At 69.6% G+C, this 23448-nt stretch carries 20 protein-coding genes; 2 read left to right on the top strand and 18 right to left on the bottom strand.

The features are described 5' to 3' along the window. The 14 genes from rpsC to J4709_RS21220 all read right to left on the bottom strand — a co-directional run. Positions 1-743, bottom strand: a 743-nt coding sequence (gene rpsC / locus J4709_RS21155) for a 30S ribosomal protein S3 (protein ID WP_208243381.1), incomplete at its 3' end; no start/stop codon positions are given. Next, a complete protein-coding gene (rplV, locus tag J4709_RS21160; RefSeq protein WP_151543208.1) occupies positions 743-1120 on the bottom strand; it encodes a 50S ribosomal protein L22 in 378 nt (125 codons plus the stop codon). The genes rpsC and rplV, both read right to left, overlap by 1 nt. 31 nt (positions 1121-1151) lie before the next feature. Next, positions 1152-1433 carry a 30S ribosomal protein S19 gene (gene rpsS, locus J4709_RS21165; protein ID WP_148347474.1) on the bottom strand — a complete coding sequence of 94 codons (282 nt, stop codon included), beginning with the start codon at positions 1431-1433 and terminating at the stop codon, positions 1152-1154. 12 nt (positions 1434-1445) lie between these two features. Continuing rightward, positions 1446-2279 (bottom strand): 50S ribosomal protein L2, encoded by an 834-nt coding sequence (gene rplB, locus J4709_RS21170; protein ID WP_151543207.1) that lies wholly within the window; start codon positions 2277-2279, stop codon positions 1446-1448. Between the two features lie 43 nt (positions 2280-2322). Continuing rightward, entirely contained in the window at positions 2323-2622 is a 300-nt protein-coding gene (rplW, locus tag J4709_RS21175; RefSeq protein ID WP_151543206.1) for a 50S ribosomal protein L23, read from the bottom strand. A gap of 12 nt (positions 2623-2634) precedes the next feature. Next, positions 2635-3237 carry a 50S ribosomal protein L4 gene (gene rplD / locus J4709_RS21180; RefSeq protein ID WP_208243386.1) on the bottom strand — a complete coding sequence of 201 codons (603 nt, stop codon included), beginning with the start codon at positions 3235-3237 and terminating at the stop codon, positions 2635-2637. Continuing rightward, the gene (gene rplC / locus J4709_RS21185) at positions 3234-3884 is read right to left on the bottom strand and encodes a 50S ribosomal protein L3 (RefSeq protein ID WP_173098567.1); all 651 of its coding nucleotides are present in this window, start codon (positions 3882-3884) and stop codon (positions 3234-3236) included. Before rplC ends, rplD begins: the two co-directional genes overlap by 4 nt. 14 nt (positions 3885-3898) lie before the next feature. Further along, positions 3899-4207 (bottom strand): 30S ribosomal protein S10, encoded by a 309-nt coding sequence (gene rpsJ / locus J4709_RS21190; RefSeq protein ID WP_018657599.1) that lies wholly within the window; start codon positions 4205-4207, stop codon positions 3899-3901. 111 nt (positions 4208-4318) lie between these two features. Continuing rightward, positions 4319-5512, bottom strand: a complete 1194-nt coding sequence (tuf, locus tag J4709_RS21195) for an elongation factor Tu (RefSeq protein ID WP_173098566.1) — start codon at positions 5510-5512, stop codon at positions 4319-4321. A gap of 85 nt (positions 5513-5597) precedes the next feature. Then, positions 5598-7709 (bottom strand): elongation factor G, encoded by a 2112-nt coding sequence (gene fusA, locus J4709_RS21200; protein WP_208243389.1) that lies wholly within the window; start codon positions 7707-7709, stop codon positions 5598-5600. 48 nt (positions 7710-7757) lie between these two features. Continuing rightward, positions 7758-8228, bottom strand: a complete 471-nt coding sequence (gene rpsG / locus J4709_RS21205; RefSeq protein ID WP_021597494.1) for a 30S ribosomal protein S7 — start codon at positions 8226-8228, stop codon at positions 7758-7760. Further along, positions 8228-8602 (bottom strand): 30S ribosomal protein S12, encoded by a 375-nt coding sequence (rpsL, locus tag J4709_RS21210; protein WP_067629379.1) that lies wholly within the window; start codon positions 8600-8602, stop codon positions 8228-8230. Before rpsL ends, rpsG begins: the two co-directional genes overlap by 1 nt. Before the next feature lie 520 nt (positions 8603-9122). Beyond that, positions 9123-10781 carry a hypothetical protein gene (locus tag J4709_RS21215; protein WP_208243391.1) on the bottom strand — a complete coding sequence of 553 codons (1659 nt, stop codon included), beginning with the start codon at positions 10779-10781 and terminating at the stop codon, positions 9123-9125. A gap of 244 nt (positions 10782-11025) precedes the next feature. Continuing rightward, positions 11026-12006: an aldo/keto reductase gene (locus J4709_RS21220; protein WP_208243392.1), complete on the bottom strand. Its 981-nt coding sequence runs from the start codon at positions 12004-12006 to the stop codon at positions 11026-11028. Positions 12007-12161: 155 nt separating this feature from the next. On the opposite strand from J4709_RS21220, the gene J4709_RS21225 reads away from it, so the two are divergent. Both J4709_RS21225 and J4709_RS21230 read left to right on the top strand, forming a co-directional pair. After that, positions 12162-12737, top strand: coding sequence for an RNA polymerase sigma factor (locus J4709_RS21225; RefSeq protein WP_232383845.1), 576 nt, complete (start codon positions 12162-12164; stop codon positions 12735-12737). Continuing rightward, the gene (locus tag J4709_RS21230; protein WP_208243394.1) at positions 12730-13941 is read left to right on the top strand and encodes a CU044_5270 family protein; all 1212 of its coding nucleotides are present in this window, start codon (positions 12730-12732) and stop codon (positions 13939-13941) included. Before J4709_RS21225 ends, J4709_RS21230 begins: the two co-directional genes overlap by 8 nt. A 95-nt stretch (positions 13942-14036) precedes the next feature. Here J4709_RS21230 and J4709_RS21235 read toward each other — a convergent pair whose 3' ends face one another. From J4709_RS21235 to J4709_RS21250, 4 genes are all read right to left on the bottom strand, one after another. Further along, positions 14037-14270, bottom strand: a complete 234-nt coding sequence (locus J4709_RS21235) for a hypothetical protein (RefSeq protein ID WP_208243396.1) — start codon at positions 14268-14270, stop codon at positions 14037-14039. A gap of 203 nt (positions 14271-14473) precedes the next feature. Next, positions 14474-18346: a DNA-directed RNA polymerase subunit beta' gene (locus tag J4709_RS21240; RefSeq protein WP_208243398.1), complete on the bottom strand. Its 3873-nt coding sequence runs from the start codon at positions 18344-18346 to the stop codon at positions 14474-14476. Between the two features lie 20 nt (positions 18347-18366). Then, positions 18367-21834, bottom strand: coding sequence for a DNA-directed RNA polymerase subunit beta (rpoB, locus tag J4709_RS21245; protein ID WP_208243400.1), 3468 nt, complete (start codon positions 21832-21834; stop codon positions 18367-18369). A 474-nt stretch (positions 21835-22308) separates the two neighbouring features. Then, the gene (locus J4709_RS21250; protein ID WP_504740143.1) at positions 22309-23448 is read right to left on the bottom strand and encodes an Rv1363c family protein; all 1140 of its coding nucleotides are present in this window, start codon (positions 23446-23448) and stop codon (positions 22309-22311) included.

Here is a 23448-nt window from a genome sequence, read left to right on the forward strand (position 1 = left end):
CGGCCGCCGCGCCCGCCGCCACCGCGACGGTCGCCGCCGCCGCCACGGCGCTCGCGGCCACCGCCGCCACCGCCGGTGGCGCGCTGCTGCGCGGCCTTCTGCTCGCGCTCGGCGCGCGTCGCCGCGGCCTCGCCCTTGTAGATCCACACCTTCACGCCGATGCGGCCGAACGTCGTACGGGCCTCGTAGAACCCGTAGTCGATGTCGGCGCGCAGCGTGTGCAGCGGGACCTGGCCCTCGCGGTAGAACTCCGACCGCGACATCTCGGCGCCGCCGAGACGGCCGCCGCACTGCACCTTGATGCCCTTGGCGCCGGACTTCATCGCCGACTGGATCGCCTTGCGCATCGCACGGCGGAACGCGACCCGGCTGGACAGCTGCTCGGCCACGCCCTGCGCGACGAGCTGCGCGTCGATCTCGGGGTTCTTCACCTCGAGGATGTTCAGCCGGACCTGCTTGCCGGTCAGCTTCTCCAGGTCGCCCCGGAGGCGCTCGGCCTCCGCGCCGCGGCGGCCGATGACGATGCCCGGCCGGGCGGTGTGGATGTTGACCTCGACACGGTCACGGGTCCGCTCGATCTCCACCTTGGAGATGCCCGCCCGGTCCATGCCCTTCTGCAGCATGCGCCGGATCTGGACGTCTTCCTTGACGTAGTCCTTGTAGAGCTTCGTGGCGAACCACACGCTCTTGTGGTCGGTGGTGACGCCCAGGCGGAACCCGTGCGGGTTGATCTTCTGACCCACTACCGGGCCCTCCTCGTCTTCTTACCGCCGGCCGAAGCGACCTCGTCCTTCGGGGCGACGACCACGGTGATGTGGCTCGTGCGCTTGTTGATGCGGTAAGCCCGACCCTGGGCGCGGGGGCGGAAACGCTTCAGCGTCGGCCCCTCGTCGACCCACGCGCCGCTCACGACGAGCGTGCCCGTGTCGAGCTTGAAGTTGTGCTCGGCGTTGGCAATGGCACTGGCCAGCACCTTGCCCACCGGCTCACTGGCGGCCTGGGGGGCGAACCGCAGCACCGCCTGCGCCTCCGCGGCAGGCAGGCCGCGGATGAGGTCCACCACGCGGCGGGCCTTCATGGGCGTGACGCGGATGAACCGCGCCTGGGCCCTGGCTTCCATCGCTGTTCCCTCTCTCCTACGAACTGCCCGCTCAGCCTCGGCGGCTGCGGCGGTCTTCCTTGACGTGGCTGCGGAACGTCCGCGTCGGCGCGAACTCGCCGAGCTTGTGGCCCACCATGGCGTCGGTGACGAACACCGGCACGTGCTTGCGGCCGTCGTGCACGGCGATCGTGTGACCGATCATGTCCGGCACGATCATGGAGCGCCGGGACCACGTCTTGATGACGTTCTTGGTGCCCTTCTCGTTCTGGACGTCCACCTTCTTCATCAGGTGGTCGTCCACGAAGGGGCCCTTCTTAAGGCTACGTGGCATGACGAGCGACTCCTACCGCTTCTTCTTGCTGCGACGACGGACGATCAGCCGGTCGCTCGACTTGTTCGCCTGGCGAGTGCGGCCTTCCTTCTTACCGTTCGGGTTCACCGGGTGCCGACCGCCGGAGGTCTTGCCCTCACCACCACCGTGCGGGTGGTCGATCGGGTTCATGGCCACACCGCGGACGGTCGGGCGCTTGCCCTTCCACCGCATCCGGCCGGCCTTGCCCCAGTTGATGTTCGACTGCTCGGCGTTGCCGACCTCGCCGACCGTCGCGCGGCAGCGCACGTCCACCATCCGCATCTCGCCCGAGGGCATGCGCAGCGTGGCGTACTTGCCCTCCTTGGCCAGCAGCTGGACGCCGGCGCCCGCGGAGCGGGCGATCTTGGCGCCGCCGCCGGGCCGCAGCTCGATGGCGTGGATGACGGTACCCGTCGGGATGTTGCGCAGCGGCAGGCAGTTGCCCGGCTTGATGTCCGCGCCCGGCCCGTTCTCGACCCGGTCGCCCTGGCGCAGGTTCCGCGGCGCGAGGATGTAGCGCTTCTCGCCGTCCGCGTAGTGCAGCAGCGCGATGCGGGCGGTGCGGTTCGGGTCGTACTCGATGTGCGCGACCTTCGCCGGAACGCCGTCCTTGTCGTGCCGGCGGAAGTCGATCACGCGGTAGGCGCGCTTGTGGCCGCCGCCCTGGTGCCGGGTCGTGATACGGCCGTGGTTGTTGCGGCCGCCCTTCTTCGGGAGAGGACGCAGCAGCGACTTCTCCGGCTCGCTGCGCGTGACCTCGACGAAGTCGGCCACGCTCGAGCCGCGACGACCCGGAGTCGTCGGCTTGTAGTTACGGATGCCCATCTTATTCGTTCATCCCTATTTCAGTCTCCGGAGCCCAGGCCGGTTAGGCCGGGCCGCCGAAGATGTCGATCCGCTCGCCCTCGGCGAGGCTGACGATGGCGCGCTTGGTGTCCTTGCGCTTGCCGTAGCCGAACCGGGTGCGCTTGCGCTTGCCGGGCCGGTTGAGCGTGTTCACGTTCGTCACCTTGACACCGAACACCGACTCGACGGCCTGCTTGATCTGCGTCTTGTTGGCGTCGGTCCGGACGACGAAGGTGTACTTGTTCTCGTCCAGCAGCCCGTAGCTCTTCTCCGAGACGACCGGCGCGATGATGACGTCGCGGGGGTCGGCGATCTTGTTCATGAGCGACCCTCCTTACTTCTTCGCCGCGCGCGAGATGAACTCGTCGTACGCCTTCTGCGTGAAGACGACGTCATCGTTCACCAGCACGTCGTAGGTGTTGAGCTGGTCGGAGACGAGAACGTGCACGCTCGGCTCGTTGCGCAGGCTCTTCCAGGTCAGCTCGTCCTCGCGGTCCAGGACCAGGAGGACGCGCTTGGCCTCGGTGACCGAGCGCAGCGCCGTCAGCGCCGTCTTCGTCTTCGGGGTGTCGCCCTCGATGATGTGGTCGACCACGTGCACCCGGCCGTAGCGGGCGCGGTCGGACAGGGCGCCGCGCAGCGCGGCGGCCTTCATCTTCTTGGGTGTCCGCTGCGAGTAGTCCCGCGGCTGCGGGCCGTGCACCACGCCGCCGCCGGCGAACTGGGGCGCGCGGGTCGAACCCTGGCGGGCGCGGCCGGTGCCCTTCTGCCGGTACGGCTTCTTGCCGCCGCCGGACACCTCACCGCGGGTCTTGGTGGAGTGCGTGCCCTGCCGCGCCGCGGCCAGCTGCGCCACCACGACCTGGTGGATCAGCGGCACGCTGGTCTTCGCGTCGAAGACCTCCGCGGGCAGGTCGATGTCGATCTTGGAGGTCACTTGCCCGTCCCCTTCACTGCGTCGCGGACCAGCACCACGGCGCCGTTGGGACCGGGAACCGCGCCCTTGATGAGCAGCAGGTTCTTCTCCGCGTCGACGGCGTGGAGGGTCAGGTTCTGCACGGTGGTACGGGCGTTGCCGTGCCGTCCCGCCATGCGGAGGCCCTTGAAGACGCGACCCGGGGTCGCGCAGCCGCCGATCGACCCCGGCGAGCGGTGCTTGCGCTGGGTGCCGTGCGAAGCGCTGAGGCCCTTGAAGCCGTGCCGCTTCATGACGCCCGCGGTGCCCTTGCCCTTGCTCGTGCCGGTGACGTCGATCTTCTGGCCGGCCTCGAAGACGCCAGCGGTGATCTCCTGGCCGAGCTCGTACTCGGTGGTGTCATCGGAGCGCAGCTCGACGAGGTAGCGGCGCGGCGTGACGCCGGCCTTCTCGAAGTGGCCCGTGCTCGGCTTGTTCACCTTGCGCGGGTCGATCTGCCCGTACCCGATCTGGACGGCGGTGTAGCCGTCCTTCTCCTGGGTGCGGAGCTGCGTGACGACACACGGCCCGGCCTGGACGACGGTCACCGGAACGATCCGGCCCTCATCGTCGAAGACCTGGGTCATGCCGAGCTTCTCGCCCAGGACGCCCTTCCTCTGCGTGCTCATTTGCGATGCGTCCCTCAGAGCTTGATCTCGATGTCAACGCCGGCCGGAAGGTCGAGCCGCATCAGCGAGTCGACCGTCTTGGGCGTCGGGTCGATGATGTCGATCAACCGCTTGTGCGTGCGCATCTCGAAGTGCTCGCGGCTGTCCTTGTACTTGTGCGGCGAGCGGATGACGCAGTACACGTTCTTCTCGGTCGGCAGCGGCACCGGGCCCGCGACCTTGGCGCCCGTCCGCGTCACCGTCTCAACGATCTTCTTCGCGGAGGTGTCGATGACCTCGTGGTCGTAGGCCTTGAGCCGGATGCGGATCTTCTGTCCCGCCATGGTGGCCTCGGTGTCCTTTGCTGTAGTGCCGCTGTTTACTTCCTGGTCGTGACGCGGCGGCCCGGCTGCCGGCTGCTGCTGGCGGCCGGGCCGCCGCGTCCACGAGGGGTCTTACTTGATGACCTTGGTGACGCGACCGGCGCCGACCGTCCGGCCACCCTCACGGATGGCGAACTTCAGGCCCTCCTCCATGGCGACGGGCTGGATCAGCTCGACGCGCATCTCGGTGTTGTCGCCCGGCATGACCATCTCGGTGCCCTCGGGGAGGTTCACCACGCCGGTGACGTCCGTGGTCCGGAAGTAGAACTGCGGACGGTAGTTGTTGAAGAACGGCGTGTGCCGGCCGCCCTCGTCCTTGGACAGGATGTAGACCTGCGCCTCGAACTCGGTGTGCGGGGTGTTGGTGCCCGGCTTGATGACGCACTGGCCGCGCTCGACGTCCTCGCGCTTGATGCCGCGCAGCAGCAGGCCGACGTTGTCGCCCGCCTGGCCCTGGTCGAGCAGCTTGCGGAACATCTCGACGCCGGTGACGGTCGTCTTGGACGAGGTGTCCTTGATGCCGATGATCTCGACTTCCTCGTTGACGTTCACGACACCGCGCTCGATGCGGCCGGTGACGACCGTGCCGCGGCCGGTGATCGAGAAGACGTCCTCGATCGGCATCAGGAACGGCTTCTCGGTGTCGCGCACCGGCTCGGGCACGTTCTCGTCGACGGCGTTCATCAGCTCGACGATGGACTCGGCCCACTTCTCGTCGCCCTGCAGCGCCTGGAAGGCGGACACGCGCACGACGGGGACGTCGTCGCCCGGGAACTCGTACTCCGACAGCAGCTCGCGGACCTCGAGCTCGACGAGCTCCAGGATCTCCTCGTCGTCCACCATGTCGCACTTGTTCAGCGCGACGACGATGTAGGGGACGCCGACCTGGCGGGCCAGGAGCACGTGCTCCTTGGTCTGCGGCATCGGGCCGTCGGTCGCGGCGACCACCAGGATGGCGCCGTCCATCTGCGCCGCACCGGTGATCATGTTCTTGATGTAGTCCGCGTGACCGGGGCAGTCCACGTGCGCGTAGTGCCGGGACTCGGTCTGGTACTCGACGTGCGCGATGGAGATCGTGATGCCGCGCTCGCGCTCCTCCGGCGCCTTGTCGATGTCCTCGAACGGCGTGAAGGGGTTGAGGTCCGGGTACTTGTCGTGGAGCACCTTGGTGATCGCCGCGGTAAGCGTGGTCTTACCGTGGTCGATGTGACCGATGGTGCCGATGTTCACGTGCGGCTTCGTCCGCTCGAACTTGGCCTTCGCCACTGGTTGCTCCTTGTTGCGATCCTCGGCCGTCTGGAACGACCGCTTCGATGTACGTCTGGTGTGATCTGTGGGCAGGCCCGGGTGCTTACTCGCCCCGCGCCTTGGCGATGATCTCCTGCGCGACGTTCCCCGGAACCTCGGCGTAGGAGTCGAACTGCATGGTGAAGACAGCCCGGCCCTGGGTCTTGCTGCGCAGATCACCCACGTAGCCGAACATCTCGGACAGCGGCACGAGCGCCTTGATGACCCGCATCCCGCTCCGCTCGTCCATGGACTGGACCTGGCCGCGGCGGCTGTTGAGGTCGCCGATCACGTCGCCCATGTTGTCCTCGGGCGTGGTGACCTCGACGGCCATCATCGGCTCCAGCAGCGTCGGGGACGCCTTGCGGGCGGCCTCCTTGAACGCCATGGAACCGGCGACCTTGAACGCCATCTCCGACGAGTCGACCTCGTGGTAGGCGCCGTCCCGCAGAGTGACCTTGACGCCGACCATCGGGTAGCCGGCGAGGACACCGAACTCGGCGGCCTCCTGGCAGCCCGCGTCGACCGACGGGATGTACTCCCGCGGGATGCGGCCGCCGGTGACCTTGTTCTCGAACTCGTAACCGTCGGACCCGCCGCCGAGCGGCTCCAGGTCGATGATCACGCGGCCGAACTGGCCGGAGCCACCCGTCTGCTTCTTGTGGGTGTACTCGACCTTCTCGACCTTCTTGCTGATGGTCTCGCGGTAGGCCACCTGCGGCTTGCCGACGTTGGCGTCGACCTTGAACTCGCGCTTCATCCGGTCGACGAGGATCTCCAGGTGGAGCTCGCCCATCCCGGAGATGACGGTCTGGCCGGTGTCCTCCTCGGTGCGGACCTGGAAGGACGGGTCCTCCTCGGCCAGCCGCTGGATCGCGGTGCCCAGCTTCTGCTGGTCGGCCTTGGTCTTCGGCTCGATCGCCACGTGGATGACCGGCGCCGGGAAGTTCATCGACTCGAGGACGATCGGGTTCTTCTCGTCGCACAGCGTCTCACCGGTGGTGGTCTGCTTGAGGCCCATCACCGCGACGATGTCGCCGGCGCCCGCGCGCTCGATCTCGGTGCGCTTGTTGGCGTGCATCCGGTAGATCTTGCCGATGCGCTCCTTGCGCTCCTTGACGGAGTTCATCACGTTCGCGCCGGACTCCAGCACGCCGGAGTACACGCGGACGAAGGTGAGCTTGCCCAGGTGCGGGTCGCTGGCGATCTTGAAGGCCAGCGCGGAGAACGGCTCGTCCTCGCTCGGCTTGCGGACCAGGACCTTCTCCTCGTCGCGGACGGCGTGGCCCTCGATGGCCTCCACGTCCAGCGGCGACGGCAGGTAGCGGACGATCGCGTCCAGCAGCGGCTGCACGCCCTTGTTCTTGAAGGCCGTGCCGCACGTCACCGGGCTGAGCTTCGCGGCGATCGTCGCGCGCCGGATGCCGGCGTGCAGCTGCTCCACGGTGGGCTCGGCGCCCTCCAGGTACAGCTCCATGATCTCGTCGTCGTTCTCGGCGAGGGTCTCGACCAGCTTGTCGTGCCACTCGCGCGCCGACTCGGCGTGCGTCTCGGGGATGTCGACCGTGTCGTACATCTCGCCGAGCTTGGCCTCCTCGTTCCAGACGAGGGCCTTCATGGTCACCAGGTCGATGACGCCCTTGAAGTCGGCCTCGGCGCCGATCGGCAGCTGCAGCACGAGCGGGACCGCGTTGAGGCGGTTCTCGATCATGTCGACGCAGCGGTGGAACTCCGCGCCGACCCGGTCGAGCTTGTTGACGAAGCACATGCGGGGCACGCCGTAGCGGTCGGCCTGCCGCCACACCGTCTCGGACTGCGGCTCCACACCGGCGACCCCGTCGAACACCGCGACCGCGCCGTCGAGCACCCGCAGGTTGCGCTCCACCTCGATGGTGAAGTCGACGTGCCCGGGGGTGTCGATGATGTTGATCGTGTGCTTGACGTCGTCGACGGGCCATTCGCAGGTGGTGGCGGCGGAGGTGATGGTGATCCCCCGCTCCTGCTCCTGCTCCATCCAGTCCATGGTGGCGGCGCCGTCGTGGACCTCGCCGATCTTGTAGCTGATGCCCGTGTAGTACAGGATCCGCTCGGTCGTCGTGGTCTTGCCAGCGTCGATATGGGCCATGATCCCGATGTTGCGGACCTTGGCCAGGTCTACACCGGTTTTGGTAGCCACAGTGTCCTCGCGTCCTCGCGTCGTCTCGTCGTTCTCAACCCGCCGGGATTACCAGCGGTAGTGGGCGAAGGCCTTGTTGGACTCCGCCATCTTGTGGGTGTCCTCGCGCTTCTTGACAGACGCGCCGAGGCCGTTGCTCGCGTCGAGCAGCTCGTTCATCAGCCGCTCGGTCATGGTCTTCTCGCGGCGCTGCCGGGCGTACACCACCAGCCAGCGCAGGGCGAGGGTGGTGCTGCGGGCCGGCCGCACCTCCACGGGGACCTGGTAGGTCGCGCCACCGACACGGCGGCTGCGGACCTCCAGGGTCGGCTTGACGTTGTCGAGCGCGCGCTTCAGCGTGACGACCGGGTCGTTGCCGGTCTTCTCGCGGGCGCCCTCCAGAGCGTCGTACACGATGCTCTGCGCGATGGAACGCTTGCCGTCCAGGAGAATCTTGTTGATGAGCGCAGTGACCAGCGGCGAGTTGTACACCGGGTCAGCGATCAGCTGGCGCTTGCCAGCAGGGCCCTTGCGCGGCATCAGCTCTTCTCCTTCTTCGCGCCGTACTTGCTGCGCGCCTGCTTGCGGTTGCGGACGCCCTGAGTGTCGAGCGACCCGCGGATGATCTTGTACCGAACACCCGGGAGGTCCTTCACACGGCCGCCGCGCACGAGCACGATCGAGTGCTCCTGCAGGTTGTGACCGACGCCGGGGATGTAGGCCGTGACCTCAATCCCGCTGGTCAGCCGGACACGGGCGACCTTGCGAAGCGCGGAGTTCGGCTTCTTGGGCGTCGTCGTGTAGACGCGCGTGCAGACACCCCGGCGCTGGGGGCTCGCCTGCAGCGCGGGCGTCTTGTTCTTGGTCACCTTGTCCTGGCGGCCCTTGCGGACCAGCTGCTGGATCGTGGGCACCGCGTCTCCGTCTTCCCTCGTACCGAGCCGGTAAGTCTTAGTGCTGCAATCACCACCTCAGGCGAGGCTGTGACCTGCCGGTTTCCCGACCTCTCCGACCCACGCGGTCGGGCGTGTCGCCGGTTCACGGAGCATTGCCCGTCAACATCCGACACAGACCGCCCGGCCCATCTCAGGGCCGAATCAAGCCGGGGAGTAGATGCGGCGCTGGCCGGTCCTACCGGACCTCGCCGACGCGCACGCATAGCGGCCCGCACACAGCGGGCACAAGTGAAGAGGTTACCGACCCCGTCGCGAAAGTGCAAAGCGAACGGCGCACTACCGCGCGAGCCCCGTCCGGCGCAACCCCGGAAGGACCTCGAAAGCCGACTCGCCGTAGGGACCAACGGAAAAAGGCCGACGGGTGTTCCCGCCCGGAGGCGGGAAGACCCGTCGGCATTGTGTCCCACATCCCGGCGGTTGGGGAAGACGTGGACGAGCTTTTACGCCGTCCCCCCGCCGGGCCGTGCCGGACGGCGCGCTAGAGCACGAAGGCGACGACCAGCACGATGACGATCACCGCGATGACGCCGCCGCCGATGACGTAGAGCAGCGTGTTGTTCTTGCCGCCCTTGCCCTCGTCGGTCCCATAGGCGGTCGGCTGCCCGTACTGGCCCGGCTGCCCGAACTGACCCTGCTGCGCCGGCTGGCCGAATCCCTGCTGCCCGCCGTACTGCTGCTGGTCACCCTGCTGCCCGAACTGCTGGGCGCCCTGCTGCTGCCCGTAGTCCTGCTGCTGGCCGAAGCCCTGCTGACCGTAGTCCTGCTGCTGACCGCCGAACTGCTGGCCGGGCTGCTGGCCGTACTGCTGCTGGTCCTGCTGGGCGCCGAACTGCGGCGTGCCGTACTGCTGCTGCTCGCCCTGCTGCCCGAACTGCTGGGCGCCCTGCTGTTGCCCGTAGTCCTGCTGGCCGTACTGCTGGTCCTGGCCGAACTGCTGCGCGCCGGACTGCGCCGGCGGCTGCTGCTGGCCCTGCGGCTGCCACGCCTGCTGCCCGATGTCCAGCCGGGTGTGCTCGGCCATCCCCCCGGACGGCTCCGCGGCGTGCCGGCCCTGCGCCTGCGCGGACGGGTCGAACGCCTCGGTCGGCCGGGCGTCCTCGACGCCGCGGTCGGCGGGCGCGCCGAACGCGGGCGGCTCCTCGGCCTGCGGGGCGCCGAAGCCCGAGTCGGGCGGCGGGACCATCATCGTCCGCTCGTGGTCGGCCTGGCCCTGCCCCTGGCCCGGCTGCCGGCCCGGCGACCACGGCTCGGGCGTCGACGGCGGGACGGGCGCCTGCCACGGTTCGGCAGGCGGCTCCTGCCGGCGCTCGGGACCGGTCGCGACGGGGACGTCGGTGCCGGGTGACCAGTGCAGCGTCGCCTGGTCGTCCACCGGGGGCCGCTGCGGCCGCTCGGGCTCCGGCTGCGGGCCCGTGCCCGGGCCGGGGACGATCAGGGTGCGGTCGTTGCCCGCGTCCTGCGGCTGCCCCGGGACCGGCGGCGCCTGCTCGGCGGGCGCCCCGCCCTCGGGCGAGCGCGGCTCGGCGGGCGGCGCGTACCCGCCCTGGCCGCCGAACGGCGGCTGCCCGTAGGGCTGCTGCTCCTGCGGGGCGGCGTGCATCGGCTGCTGCGGGTACCCCTGCTGCGGCTGGCCGTACTGGTCCTGCTGCGGAGGCTGGCCGTACTGCTGCTGCTCGTACTGCTGCTGCTCGTAGGGCTGGCCCTGGGGGGCGCCGTACTGCTGGTCCGGCGGCGGGAAGCCGCCCGGGCCGGGGGGCGCGCCGTAGGGCGCCTGGCCCGCGGGCGGCTGCCCGTACGGCTGCTGCTCCTGCGGCTGCTCGTACTGCGGCTGCTCGTACTGCGGTGCGCCGTACTGCTGCTGGGGCGGCGCCGGGGGCTGCTCGCCGTACTGCGGCATCGGCTGCTCGACCATCGTCGGGGGCGGCGGCGGAGGCGCCTGCCGCTCCGGCTCGCCGGGCTGCTGCGGCGCGGGGGGCCGCTGCCCGCCGGCCGCGCCGCCGAGCTGGGGAGCGCCGAACACCACGGTCCGGTCGCCCAGGGGGCGCGCGGGCGGCTCGCCCCGCTCCTCGGGGGCCGGCCGGCCCTCGTCCTCCGGCAACGGCCGCTGCGGTCCCTGCGTGCCGTCATTCTCGGTCATCGTCGGGCTCCTTCAGCGCCGTCGTCCCGGGGCTCCTCAGTCCCGGTCGCCCGGGGATCCGCGGTGCGGTCCCCGGGTCTGTCACTCGTTCGCCCCGTGGCGGTCTGGTCGCTCGTGGGCGTTCTGGCCCCCAGCCTGCCCCGATCGCCGGGGGTATCGCAAATCATCGCCCCAGATAGACGTCTCGCGCCCGCGGTCCGTTCCGGCCGCGGGCGCGACCTGCATGAACGTCCGTGGGGGCGGATCAGCCGTGGCCGCGGACGGGGTGCGGCCGGTAGGGCGCCTCCAGCCGCTCGACCTCCTTCTCGTCCAGGGTGAGGGCGGCCGCCGCGATCGCGTCGTCGATGTGCGCGGCCTTGGTGGCGCCGACGATGGGGGCCGTCACGCCGGGCCGGGCGAGCAGCCACGCGAGCGCGACCTGCGCCATGGGGACGCCCCGCTCCGCCGCGAGCTCGCGGACGACGTCGACGACGTCGAAGTCGGCCTCGTCGTACATCATGTCGCCGTAGGCGTCGTTGCCCGCCCGCACCGTGTTGGTCTGCCCGCCCCGGTCGCGGTTGCCCGCCAGCCGCCCGCGCGCGAGCGGGCTCCACGGGAGGAGGCCGACGCCCTGGTCGACGCAGAACGGGTTCATCTCCCGCTCCTCCTCGCGGTACAGCAGGTTGTAGTGGTTCTGCATCGTGACGAACTTCGTCCAGCCGTTCTTGTCCGCAAGGTGCTGCGCCTTGGCGAACTGCCACGCGAACATGCTGGACGCGCCTATGTACCGCGCCTTGCCCGCGCGCACCACGTCGTGGAGGGCCTCCATGGTCTCCTCGATGGGCGTGTCATAGTCCCAGCGATGGATCTGGTAGAGGTCCACATAGTCGGTGCCCAAGCGGCGCAGCGAGTCGTCAATGCCCGCCATGATGTGCTTGCGGGACAGCCCCCTGTCGTTGGGACCGTCGCCCACCGGGAGGCACACCTTGGTGGCGAGGACGTAGTCGTCCCGGCGCGGGAACAGCTTCGCGAGCAGATGCCCGGTGATGATTTCGCTCACGCCGCGCGAGTACATGTCGGCGGTGTCGAAGAATGTCACACCCGCCTCGACCGCCCTGCGGACGATCGGCTCCGCCTCCTCCTCGTTCAGCGCCCAGGGACGCTGCTCAGGGTCGCCGTAGCTCATCATCCCGAGGCAGATCCGCGAGACCTTCGTCCCGGTGGTCCCGAGCCGCACCTGTTCCATCGATCTCTCCTCTCGGTTCGCCGTTCCCCACCGTGCACCTCCGCGTCCGCCAGCACCAAACCGTTTCGGACGCAACCCGGCGGCGGGCTTCGGGATAGAGGAGGTGTCAGCACTCCCCCAGAGTCACGGAGACCCTCCACCATGAAGAGACGCCTATGGCCATGGTGAGTCACGCGCCCGGCGAGCTCGGCGACGCGGAGATCGTGGCCGCGTCGCTGCGCAGCCCGGAGGCGTTCGGCGAGCTGTTCCGGCGGCACGCGCCGCGGCTGCACTCCTACGTCCGGCGGCGGCTCGGCCCCGTCCTGGCCGACGACCTGGTGTCGGAGTCGTTCGCGACCGCGTTCCGGCAGCGGGAGCGGTTCGACGGGCGCCGCGACTTCGGCGCCTGGCTGTGGGGCATCGCCGCCAACCTGATCGCGCGGCACCACCGGCACGAGACCCGCATGTACCGGGCGTTCGCGCGGACCGGCGTGGACCCCGCCGAGGACGGCGTCGCCGAGCGCGCCGGGGACCGGGCGGCCGCCGCGGCGCTCGGCCCCGCGCTGGCGAAGGCCCTGGCGTCGCTGAACGCGCAGGACCGGGAGGCCGTCCTGATGCTGGCCTGGGCCGAGATGTCCTACGGCGAGATCGCCGCCGCGCTCGACCTGCCGCTCGGCACCGTCAAAGCCAAGATCCACCGGGCCCGGACGAAGCTCCGCAAGGCCCTTCCCCAGGAGGACGGCGATGGATGAGATCGACGCGCTGCGCGGCATGCGGACCGCGCTGGCCGAGGATGAGTCCCCGGACGCGCTCGCCTCGCGCATCCGGTGGCGTGCGGGCACCGGCTCCCCCGCCCCGGAGAGCGCTCCGCGGCCGCTCCGCCGCCGTCTGCGCCTCCCGCTCGCCGGCGGGCTCGCCGCGGTCCTGGCCGCCGGCGCCGCCGCCATCGTCATGACGCAGCCCGGGAGCGACGCGCCGGAGCATGTCACGCCGCTGGTGGAGGGGAACGTGCTGCTGGTCGCCGCCACCAACGCGGAGAAGGCCCCGCTCGGCGCGTACTGGCACACCCGGAGCATCAGCGGCGACATCTACGCGGTCGGAGGCAGCGCGAAGAACTTCTACAAGGTCGACTCCCGGCAGGGCAACGAGTCGTGGACGGGCCGGGACGGCAGCGGCGAGACCTTCCACCTCGACCCGCCCGACGTGCCGCTGACCGCGCAGGACGCGCAGAAGTGGCGGGCGGCCGGGTCGCGCAGAATGGTGCGCGTCCCGGACCCGGAGGGGGCGGTCGGCTCGGTCTACCTCGACATGGCGGGCACCGGCCCGGCCGGTCCGTTCCCGGTCTCGCCCGGCGACCTGGCCTACGGGCTCACTCCGGCGCGGCTCGACCGGCTCCCCACCGAGCCGAAGGCGCTGGAGAGCGCGCTGCTGGACCTGAAGGGGGACTGGCACGCGTACACGGCGACGGCGAAGAAGGAGCCGATCCGGGCCCTGCGGGGGCAGGAGCGCATCCGGGCGCTGAGCGAGGTGACGATCGCGCTGCTGTCCACGGCGCCCGCGCCGCCGAAGGTGCGCGCGGCGGCGTTCCGGATGCTCGCGGCGCAGCCCGGCGTCCGCGCCGGCGGCCGGACGGCCGACCCGCTGGGCCGCTCCGGCACCGTGATCTCGCTGCCGCTGAAGACCACGGTCCCGCTCGGCCTCTACACCGCGCCCAAGCAGCTCGGCACCTACACCCGCGAGCTGATCGTCGACCCGGCCCGCGGGATGCTGCTGGCCGTCCAGGACCTGGTGGCGACGCCGCCGAAGGGCGGCCGCCCGCTGCCCCCGGGGGACGACGGGAAGCCGAGGTCGCTGGCGGCGAAGAACATGCCCGACCGGTTCAGCCGCCCCGGCGACCTGGCGTCCTACCAGGCGTTCGAGGTCGCGCAGTGGACCGACCAGGCGCCGCCGCGCTGACCCGGGACTCCTCCCGACGACGCGGAAGGGCCCGCTCCCCGGGGAGCGGGCCCTTTCCGTGTGCGTCGGTCAGTCGAACCGATCAGCCGAGCCGGTCAGGCGAAGGCGTGGCACTCCACCTCGGCTCGCGCGTGGGTCATTCCCAGCTTGACGTACTTCTCCGCGCAGGCGCGCTGCTTGGCGTTGAGGTCGATCTTGCCGCACGCCTTCACGCTGGAGTAGGTGCGGCAGTCCTGCTGCGTCCCCTGGTCGCTCCTGGCCGGCTGGGCGGCACTCGCGGTGCCCACCCCGCCGAGGACGACGGCCGTGGCGAGCAGTGTTGCGGTCATGACCCTCTTCATACGATTTCCTCCCCCGACGCGACTTTATCCAGCAACTGGGTCGTCCCCGGGCACAGCGCCGCAAAACACGCTCAAAGGTCAAGAAAACGAGCAAAACCGCAGGTAGATCGCCTGCCGCGAACGCGGAAGGCCCCTCCCGCCGCAGCGGAAGGGGCCCTCGCCACCGGGGGACGGAGCCCCCGGTTCAGGTGTTACCGGTTGTACTGGCCGAAGTCGTACTCCTCCAGCGGCACGGCCTCGCCGGAGCCCTGCCCGAAGGCGTACTCGGCGCCGTCGTCGTAGGAGCCGACGGAGTACACCGCCGCCTTCGCCTCCTCGGTCGGCTCGACCCGGACGTTGCGGTACTGCGGCATGCCGGTACCGGCCGGGATGAGCTTACCGATGATGACGTTCTCCTTGAGGCCCAGCAGCGGGTCGCTCTTGGCGTGCATCGCGGCCTCGGTGAGCACCCGGGTCGTCTCCTGGAAGGACGCCGCCGACAGCCACGACTCGGTCGCGAGCGAGGCCTTGGTGATGCCCATCAGGACGGGGCGGCCGGCGGCGGGCGTGCCGCCCTCGGCCACGACGTTCCGGTTGGTCTCCTCGAAGATCGGCCGCTCCACCAGGTCGCCCGGCAGCAGCTCGGTGTCGCCCGACTCGAGGATGTTCACCCGCTTGAGCATCTGGCGGACGATGATCTCGATGTGCTTGTCGTGGATCGACACGCCCTGCGACCGGTAGACCTCCTGGACCTCCTGCACCAGGTGCAGCTGCACCGCGCGGGGGCCGAGGATGCGCAGCACCTCGTGCGGGTTGATCGCACCCGCGATGAGCTGCTGGCCGACGTCGACGTGCTCGCCCTCCTTCACCAGCAGACGCGAGCGCATCGGCACCTGGTAGGCGATCTCGTCGGAGCCGTCGTCCGGGACGACGACGACCTTGCGGGTCTTCTCCGTCTCGTCGATCTTGATCCGGCCGGCGACCTCGCTGATCGGCGCCACGCCCTTGGGGATGCGGGCCTCGAACAGCTCCTGGACACGCGGCAGACCGTGCGTGATGTCACCGCCGGCGACACCGCCGGTGTGGAACGTCCGCATGGTCAGCTGGGTGCCGGGCTCACCGATCGACTGCGCGGCGATGATGCCGACGGCCTCGCCGACGTCCACCCGCTTGCCGGTGGCCAGCGAGCGGCCGTAGCAGGCGGCGCAGACACCGATCTTCGCCTCGCAGACCAGGGCGCTGCGGGTGCGCACCGACTCCACGCCCGCCTCGACCAGCCGCGTCACCACCGCGTCGGACAGGTCGGTGTCGGCCGGGAAGATGACCGTCCCGTCGACCTCGACGTCCTCGGCGATCGTGCGGCCGATCAGCGCGGTCTCCGAGGTGGCCAGCTTGACCAGCGTGCCGTCCGGCAGCCGCTCGGCGACCTCGAACGGGATCGTCCGGTCGGTGCCGCAGTCCTCCTCGCGGACGATGACGTCCTGCGCGACGTCCACCAGGCGCCGGGTCAGGTAACCCGAGTCGGCGGTGCGCAGCGCGGTGTCCGCGAGGCCCTTCCGGGCGCCGTGCGTCGAGATGAAGTACTCGACGACCGACAGACCCTCGCGGAAGGACGACTTGATCGGCCGCGGGATGGTCTCGCCCTTGGGGTTGGAGACCAGGCCGCGCATGCCGGCGATCTGGCGCAGCTGGAGCGGGTTGCCCCGGGCGCCCGACTGGATCATCATCCAGATCGGGTTGGCCTTCGGGAACGCCTTCTCCATGTCCACCGCGACGTCCGCGGTGGCCTTGTTCCAGATCTCGATGAGCTCCTGCTTGCGCTCGTCATCGGTGATCAGGCCGCGGTTGAACTCGCGCTGCACCTTCTCCGCGCGCGCCTCGTAGCCGCTCAGGATGTCGGCCTTGTTCGGCGGCGTGACGACGTCGTCGATGGAGATGGTCACACCGGACCGGGTGGCCCAGTGGAACCCGGTGCTCTTCAGCGCGTCCAGCGCGTTGGCCACCGCGACCTTCGGGTAGGTCTCGGCCAGCTCGTTGACGATCGCCGACAGCTGCTTCTTGCCGATCTCGTCGTTGACGAACGGGAAGTCGTCCGGCAGCGCCTCGTTGAACAGCGCGCGGCCGAGCGTCGTCTCCAGCCGGTACGGCTGGCCGGGCTCGTAGCCCTCGGGCGCCTGCCAGCCGCGCGGCGGCGGGACGTCCTTCAGCCGGATGTGGATCTTCGCCTGGAGGTCCAGCTCGCCCCGGTCGTAGGCCATGATGCCCTCGGCGATGCCGCCGAACGCGCGGCCCTCGCCGTCGGCGCCGTCCTTCTGCGTCGTCAGCCAGTACAGGCCGATGACCATGTCCTGGGTGGGCATGGTGACGGGCTTGCCGTCCGACGGCTTCAGGATGTTGTTCGTCGACAGCATCAGGATCCGGGCCTCGGCCTGCGCCTCGGCCGACAGCGGCAGGTGCACCGCCATCTGGTCGCCGTCGAAGTCCGCGTTGAACGCGGTGCAGACGAGCGGGTGGATCTGGATGGCCTTGCCCTCGACCAGCTGCGGCTCGAACGCCTGGATGCCCAGCCGGTGCAGGGTCGGCGCACGGTTCAGCAGCACCGGGTGCTCGGTGATGACCTCTTCCAGCACGTCCCACACGACCGGGCGCGCGCGCTCGACCATCCGCTTGGCGGACTTGATGTTCTGCGCGTGGTTGAGGTCGACCAGCCGCTTCATGACGAACGGCTTGAACAGCTCCAGCGCCATCTGCTTGGGCAGGCCGCACTGGTGCAGCTTCAGCTGCGGGCCGACGACGATGACCGAACGGCCGGAGTAGTCGACGCGCTTGCCCAGCAGGTTCTGCCGGAACCGGCCCTGCTTGCCCTTGAGCATGTCGGACAGCGACTTCAGCGGACGGTTGCCCGGCCCGGTGACCGGGCGGCCGCGGCGGCCGTTGTCGAACAGCGCGTCGACGGCCTCCTGCAGCATCCGCTTCTCGTTGTTGACGATGATCTCGGGCGCGCCGAGGTCGAGCAGGCGCTTGAGCCGGTTGTTGCGGTTGATGACCCGGCGGTACAGGTCGTTCAGGTCGGAGGTCGCGAAGCGGCCGCCGTCCAGCTGCACCATCGGACGCAGGTCCGGCGGGATCACCGGGATGCAGTCCAGCACCATGCCGAGCGGGCTGTTGCGGGTGTTGAGGAACGCCGAGACGACCTTCAGCCGCTTGAGGGCGCGGGCCTTCTTCTGGCCCTTGCCGGTGCGGATGATGTCGCGCAGCTTCTCGGCCTCGGCGTCGAGGTCGAAGTTCTGCAGCCGGGCCTGGATGGCCGCGGCGCCCATGCCGCCCTCGAAGTACTTGCCGAACCGGTCGCGCATCTCGCGGTAGAGCAGCTCGTCGCCCTCCAGGTCCTGGACCTTGAGGTTCTTGAACCGGCTCCACACCTCGTCGAGGCGGTCGAGCTCGCGCTGCGCGCGGTCGCGCAGCTGCTTCATCTCCCGCTCGGCGCCGTCGCGCACCTTGCGCTTCTGGTCGGCCTTCGCGCCGGCCTCCTCGAGCTCGCCGAGGTCGCCCTCCAGCTTCTGCTGGCGGGCCTCGACCTGCGCGTCGCGGGCCTGCTCGATCTGCTGGCGCTCCACGGAGATGTGGGCCTCCAGCGTCGGCAGGTCGCGGTCGCGGCGCTCGGCGTCCACGCTGGTGATCATGTAGGCCGCGAAGTAGATGATCTTCTCGAGATCCTTCGGGGCCAGGTCCAGCAGGTAGCCCAGGCGCGACGGGACGCCCTTGAAGTACCAGATGTGCGTGACCGGCGCGGCCAGCTCGATGTGGCCCATCCGCTCACGGCGCACCTTGGCGCGGGTCACCTCGACGCCGCAGCGCTCGCAGATGATGCCCTTGAACCGGACGCGCTTGTACTTGCCGCAGTAGCACTCCCAGTCCCGGGTCGGACCGAAGATCTTCTCGCAGAAGAGCCCGTCCTTCTCCGGCTTGAGGGTGCGGTAGTTGATCGTCTCCGGCTTCTTCACCTCGCCGTGGGACCACTGGCGGATGTCGTCGGCGGTCGCCAGGCCGATGCGAAGCTCGTCGAAGAAGTTGACGTCAAGCAACTGTTTTCCCCTTGAGTTGATCAGACCTCTTCGACACTGCTCGGCTCGCGCCGGGACAGGTCGATGCCGAGCTCCTCCGCGGCGCGGAAGACGTCCTCGTCGGTGTCGCGCATCTCGATGGACATGCCGTCGCTGGAGAGCACCTCGACGTTGAGGCAGAGCGACTGCATCTCCTTGATGAGCACCTTGAAGGACTCGGGAATGCCGGGCTCGGGGATGTTCTCGCCCTTGACGATGGCCTCGTACACCTTCACGCGGCCGAGGACGTCGTCGGACTTGATGGTCAGCAGCTCCTGCAGGGCGTAGGCGGCGCCGTACGCCTCCAGCGCCCAGACCTCCATCTCACCGAAGCGCTGCCCGCCGAACTGGGCCTTACCGCCGAGCGGCTGCTGGGTGATCATGGAGTAGGGGCCGGTCGACCGAGCGTGGATCTTGTCGTCGACCAGGTGGAGCAGCTTGAGGATGTAGATGTAGCCGACCGAGATCGGGTCGCTGTACGGCTCACCGGTGCGGCCGTCGAACAGCTTCGCCTTGCCGCCCGGGCCCACCATCCGGTTGCCGTCGCGGTTGGGCAGCGTGCTCTGGATCAGCCCGGTGACGTCGGTCTCGCGCGCACCGTCGAACACCGGCGTGGCGGTGTTGGTCCACGGCGGGGCCTCGTCCGCGCCGATCTCCTTGAGCGCGCGCTTCCAGTCGGCGTCCTCGCCCTCGACCTTCCAGCCGCGGGAGGCGACCCAGCCGAGGTGGGTCTCCAGGACCTGGCCGACGTTCATCCGGCCGGGCACGCCCAGCGGGTTGAGCACGATGTCGACCGGCGTCCCGTCCTCCAGGAACGGCATGTCCTCGACCGGGAGGATCTTGGAGATGACGCCCTTGTTGCCGTGCCGGCCGGCCAGCTTGTCGCCGTCGGTGATCTTGCGCTTCTGGGCCACGTACACCCGGACCAGCTCGTTCACGCCGGGCGGGAGCTCGTCGCCCTCGTCGCGGGAGAACACCCGGACGCCGATGACCTTGCCCTCTTCACCGTGCGGCACCTTCAGGGAGGTGTCGCGGACCTCGCGGGCCTTCTCGCCGAAGATCGCGCGCAGCAGCCGCTCCTCGGGGGTCAGCTCCGTCTCGCCCTTGGGCGTGACCTTGCCGACCAGGATGTCGCCGGGGACGACGTCCGCGCCGATGCGGATGATGCCGCGCTCGTCGAGGTCGGCCAGGACCTCCTCGGAGACGTTCGGGATGTCCCGGGTGATCTCCTCGGGGCCGAGCTTGGTGTCGCGGGCGTCGACCTCGTGCTCCTCGATGTGGATCGAGGAGAGGACGTCGTCCTGCACCAGCCGCTGGCTGAGGATGATGGCGTCCTCGTAGTTGTGGCCCTCCCACGGCATGAACGCCACGAGGAGGTTCTTGCCGAGCGCCATCTCGCCGGTGTCGGTGCACGGGCCGTCGGCGACGACCTGCCCGAACTCGACCCGCTGGCCCTCCTCCACGATCGGCTTCTGGTTGAAGCAGGTGCCCTGGTTGGAGCGCTTGAACTTGGACACGCGGTAGGTCGTCCGGGTGCCGTCGTCGTTCATGACGGTCACGTAGTCGGCCGAGACCTCCTCGACGACGCCGGCCTTCTCGGCCGTGATCACGTCGCCGGCGTCGGTCGCCGCGCGGTACTCCATGCCGGTGCCGACCAGCGGCGCCTCGCTGCGCAGCAGCGGGACGGACTGGCGCTGCATGTTGGAGCCCATCAGCGCGCGGTTGGCGTCGTCGTGCTCCAGGAACGGGATCATCGCGGTGGCGACCGAGGTCATCTGCCGGGCCGAGACGTCCATGTACTGGACCTCGCGGGCCGGGACGAGCTCGACCTCGCCGCCCTTGCGGCGGACCAGGATGCGGTCGTCCTGGAAGGTGCCGTCCTCGTTGAGCAGGGAGTTGGCCTGCGCGATGACGAAGCGGTCCTCCTCGTCGGCCGTCAGGTAGTCGATCTGGTCGGTGACCCGGCCGTCCTCGACCTTGCGGTACGGGGTCTCGACGAAACCGAACGGGTTGACCCGGCCGAACGCGGCGAGCGAGCCGATCAGGCCGATGTTCGGGCCTTCCGGCGTCTCGATCGGGCACATGCGGCCGTAGTGCGACGGGTGGACGTCGCGGACCTCCATGCCGGCGCGCTCACGCGACAGACCGCCCGGACCCAGCGCGTTCAGGCGGCGCTTGTGCGTCAGCCCGGCCAGCGGGTTGGTCTGGTCCATGAACTGCGACAGCTGGCTGGTGCCGAAGAACTCCTTGATGGAGGCGACGACCGGCCGGATGTTGATCAGGGTCTGCGGCGTGATCGCCTCGACGTCCTGGGTGGTCATCCGCTCGCGGACGACGCGCTCCATGCGGGCCAGGCCCAGCCGGACCTGGTTCTGGATGAGCTCGCCGACCGTGCGCAGGCGCCGGTTGCCGAAGTGGTCGATGTCGTCGACCTCGATCGGCACGGCGACGGCCCCGAGGGTGGCCTCCTCCTCGCCGGCGTGCAGCCGGACGAGGTACTCGATCGTGGCGACGATGTCGTCCTCGGTCAGGGTGCCCTGGCGCATGTCCAGGTCGAGGCCGAGCTTCTTATTGATCTTGTAACGGCCGACCTTGGCGACGTCGTACCGCTTGGGGTTGAAGTACAGGTTCTCCAGCAGGGTCTGCGCCGACTCGCGGGTCGGCGGCTCGCCCGGCCGCAGCTTGCGGTAGATGTCGAGGAGGGCGTCGTCCTGGCCGGAGGTGTGGTCCTTCTCCAGGGTGACGTTGATCGACTCGTAGGCGCCGAAGTGCTCGCGGATGCGGGCCTCGTCCCAGCCGAGGGCCTTGAGCAGCACGGTGACCGGCTGCTTGCGCTTGCGGTCGATGCGCACGCCGACGTTGTCGCGCTTGTCGATCTCGAACTCGAGCCAGGCGCCGCGGCTCGGGATGACCCGGCAGCCGTAGATGTCCTTGTCGGACGCCTTGTCGAGGGCGCGGTCGAAGTACACGCCGGGCGAGCGGGTCAGCTGCGAGACCACGACGCGCTCGGTGCCGTTGATGATGAAGGTGCCCTTCGGGGTCATGAGCGGGAAGTCGCCCATGAACACCGTCTGGCTCTTGATCTCACCGGTGGTGTTGTTGATGAACTCCGCCGTGACGAACAGCGGGGCGGAGTAGGTCATGTCCTTGTCCTTGCACTCCTCGACGGAGTACTTGGGCGGCTCGAACCGGTGATCCCGGAACGACAGGGACATGGTCCCGGAGAAGTCCTCGATCGGACTGATCTCTTCGAAGATCTCCTCCAGCCCCGACTGGGTCGGGACGCTCTTACTTCCGGCCTTCTGGGCCGCCTCGACCCGGGCCTTCCACCTCTCGTTGCCCAGCAGCCAGTCAACGGAGTTGGTCTGCAGAGCAAGGAGGTCCGGGACTTCGAGCGGCTCCTTGATGCGCGCGAAGGAGACGCGGTTCGGACCGGTTGCGGTATTCGAGGCGTTGCGCGAGGCTGCCAAGAGTGGTGGTCCTTCCGAGGGCTCGCGGCGTAACTGACGACACGCACGCCAGACGACCCACGTTCAAGACCCGTGCGTTAGGGTCCAAAACGGACCCGCTCGGGAGTGCTCTCACACGTGGATAGTCAGAGGGCAGCGCAAAGGGGCAGTGTAGCCGACCGGTACACCGCTCGCAACTCTAGCGCCGCAGTATGCATCACGTTGCCATGGAGCATCGCCCCTCAGGGCCTTGCAGTCAAGAGCGGACTTGGACTTTTCGGGCTCTGACCTGCAGTGAGGAAGGCCATAGTTTAGGGGTCCGCGCCCGCCCGGCCGAAGCACCGGCTACAGCGCCTCCCCGCGCGGCCTGCGACGCGCCGCTCCGGACCCTCCGCGAACGCCCCGAACCCTCCCGGAAACGCCTCGGGCGGCCACCCGCGGAGGGTGGCCGCCCGAGGCGGCGGTGCCGGGCCGGCGCGCGGCCGGCGGGCGCCTTCAGGAGATGACGTCGACCTTCTGGGCCAGCCACTTGCCGTGGACCTTGACCATGGTCATCTTCAGCCGCAGCGACTCGGGGAGCTGCTGCGTCTTGTCGTTCTTGGTCGCCGACGAGCGGTCGGCGTAGACGAGCGCCACGACCTTGTCCGGGGACGCGCTGATCGCACCGGTCTTCATCACCGTCGTCGTCCCGACGAGCTGCTGCGCGACCGCCTGCTGCTTGAACGACGGGATCTGCTTCACGTAGTCGTCGTGCAGCTTGCCCGTCGTCATGGCGGCGGCGGCCCTGGTGTCGGTGTCGATCGTCCGGAAGTCGTAGGACGACAGCTCCTGGGCGGCCTTGGACGCGGCCCACAGGCCGTTCTTGCGGGCGTCGTCCGTGGCGCTCTGCTTCTGGTCCTTGAGGATCAGCATCACCGCCGCGGTGCCGAACCCGAGGACCAGGACGACCAGCACGGCGAGCAGCGTGAACCGGCCCGTGCCGAAGCGGCGGCCCGGCTCGTCGTCGTCCTCGTCCTCGTCGACGGCCACGACCTTGGCGGTCTTCTTGAGGCTCGGCCTCTTGCCGCGCTTGGCCTCGGGCTCGTCGGCGTCGTCCTCGTCTTCGGCGTCGTCGGCGTCGTCTTCGGCGCCGTCCTCCGCCTCGGCGCCCTCTTCGGAGTCGTCCTCGGCGTCGACGTCGATCTCGGGCTTGGCGCCCGTCTCGACCTCGTCGACGTCGGCGTCCGACACCTCAGCGGGGGCTGAGTCGTCCGCTGCGGGCTCGTCGGCCTCCGGCTCGCTTTCGGGGGCCTTCTTGGTGCGCCGGGGCTTCACAGGCGATTTGACGGCGCTCTTCGCCTTGGCGGGGGCGTCCTCGCCGTCGTCGTCGGTGTCCTCGGCGTCCTCGGCCTCGTCGACGGCGGCCGCCGCGTCCGCGGCGATCTGCGCCAGCCGCGCGGCTTCGCGCGCGCGCTCAGCGGCCTCCTCGGCGAGCCGTGCCGCCTCGGCGGCCTCCTCGGCCTTGGCGGCCTGCTCGGCGGCCGTCTTGGTGCGGCCCTCACCTTCCTTGCCGGCACCGCCGTCCTTGCCTGCGGCGTCGCCCTTGCGAGGGCCCTTGCCCTTCTCCGGTGCGGAGCGCTTGCCCCGGCCGAGCAT

The sequence above is a fragment of the Actinomadura violacea genome, from assembly GCF_017573465.1.
GTDB lineage: Bacteria > Actinomycetota > Actinomycetes > Streptosporangiales > Streptosporangiaceae > Spirillospora > Spirillospora violacea.

Bases quoted from the DNA above. Each gene is read 5' to 3' on its own strand.
- J4709_RS21230 (WP_208243394.1), top strand. From the start codon at position 12,730: ATGGATGAGATCGACGCGCTGCGCGGCATGCGGACCGCGCTGGCCGAG.
- rplB (WP_151543207.1), bottom strand. From the start codon at position 2,279: ATGGGCATCCGTAACTACAAGCCGACGACTCCGGGTCGTCGCGGCTCG.
- rplW (WP_151543206.1), bottom strand. From the start codon at position 2,622: ATGAACAAGATCGCCGACCCCCGCGACGTCATCATCGCGCCGGTCGTC.
- rpsS (WP_148347474.1), bottom strand. From the start codon at position 1,433: ATGCCACGTAGCCTTAAGAAGGGCCCCTTCGTGGACGACCACCTGATG.
- rpsG (WP_021597494.1), bottom strand. From the start codon at position 8,228: ATGCCGCGCAAGGGCCCTGCTGGCAAGCGCCAGCTGATCGCTGACCCG.
- J4709_RS21225 (WP_232383845.1), top strand. From the start codon at position 12,162: ATGGCCATGGTGAGTCACGCGCCCGGCGAGCTCGGCGACGCGGAGATC.
- J4709_RS21250 (WP_504740143.1), bottom strand. From the start codon at position 23,448: ATGCTCGGCCGGGGCAAGCGCTCCGCACCGGAGAAGGGCAAGGGCCCT.
- J4709_RS21220 (WP_208243392.1), bottom strand. From the start codon at position 12,006: ATGGAACAGGTGCGGCTCGGGACCACCGGGACGAAGGTCTCGCGGATC.
- J4709_RS21215 (WP_208243391.1), bottom strand. From the start codon at position 10,781: ATGACCGAGAATGACGGCACGCAGGGACCGCAGCGGCCGTTGCCGGAG.
- rpsJ (WP_018657599.1), bottom strand. From the start codon at position 4,207: ATGGCGGGACAGAAGATCCGCATCCGGCTCAAGGCCTACGACCACGAG.
- rplV (WP_151543208.1), bottom strand. From the start codon at position 1,120: ATGGAAGCCAGGGCCCAGGCGCGGTTCATCCGCGTCACGCCCATGAAG.
- rplC (WP_173098567.1), bottom strand. From the start codon at position 3,884: ATGAGCACGCAGAGGAAGGGCGTCCTGGGCGAGAAGCTCGGCATGACC.
- J4709_RS21235 (WP_208243396.1), bottom strand. From the start codon at position 14,270: ATGACCGCAACACTGCTCGCCACGGCCGTCGTCCTCGGCGGGGTGGGC.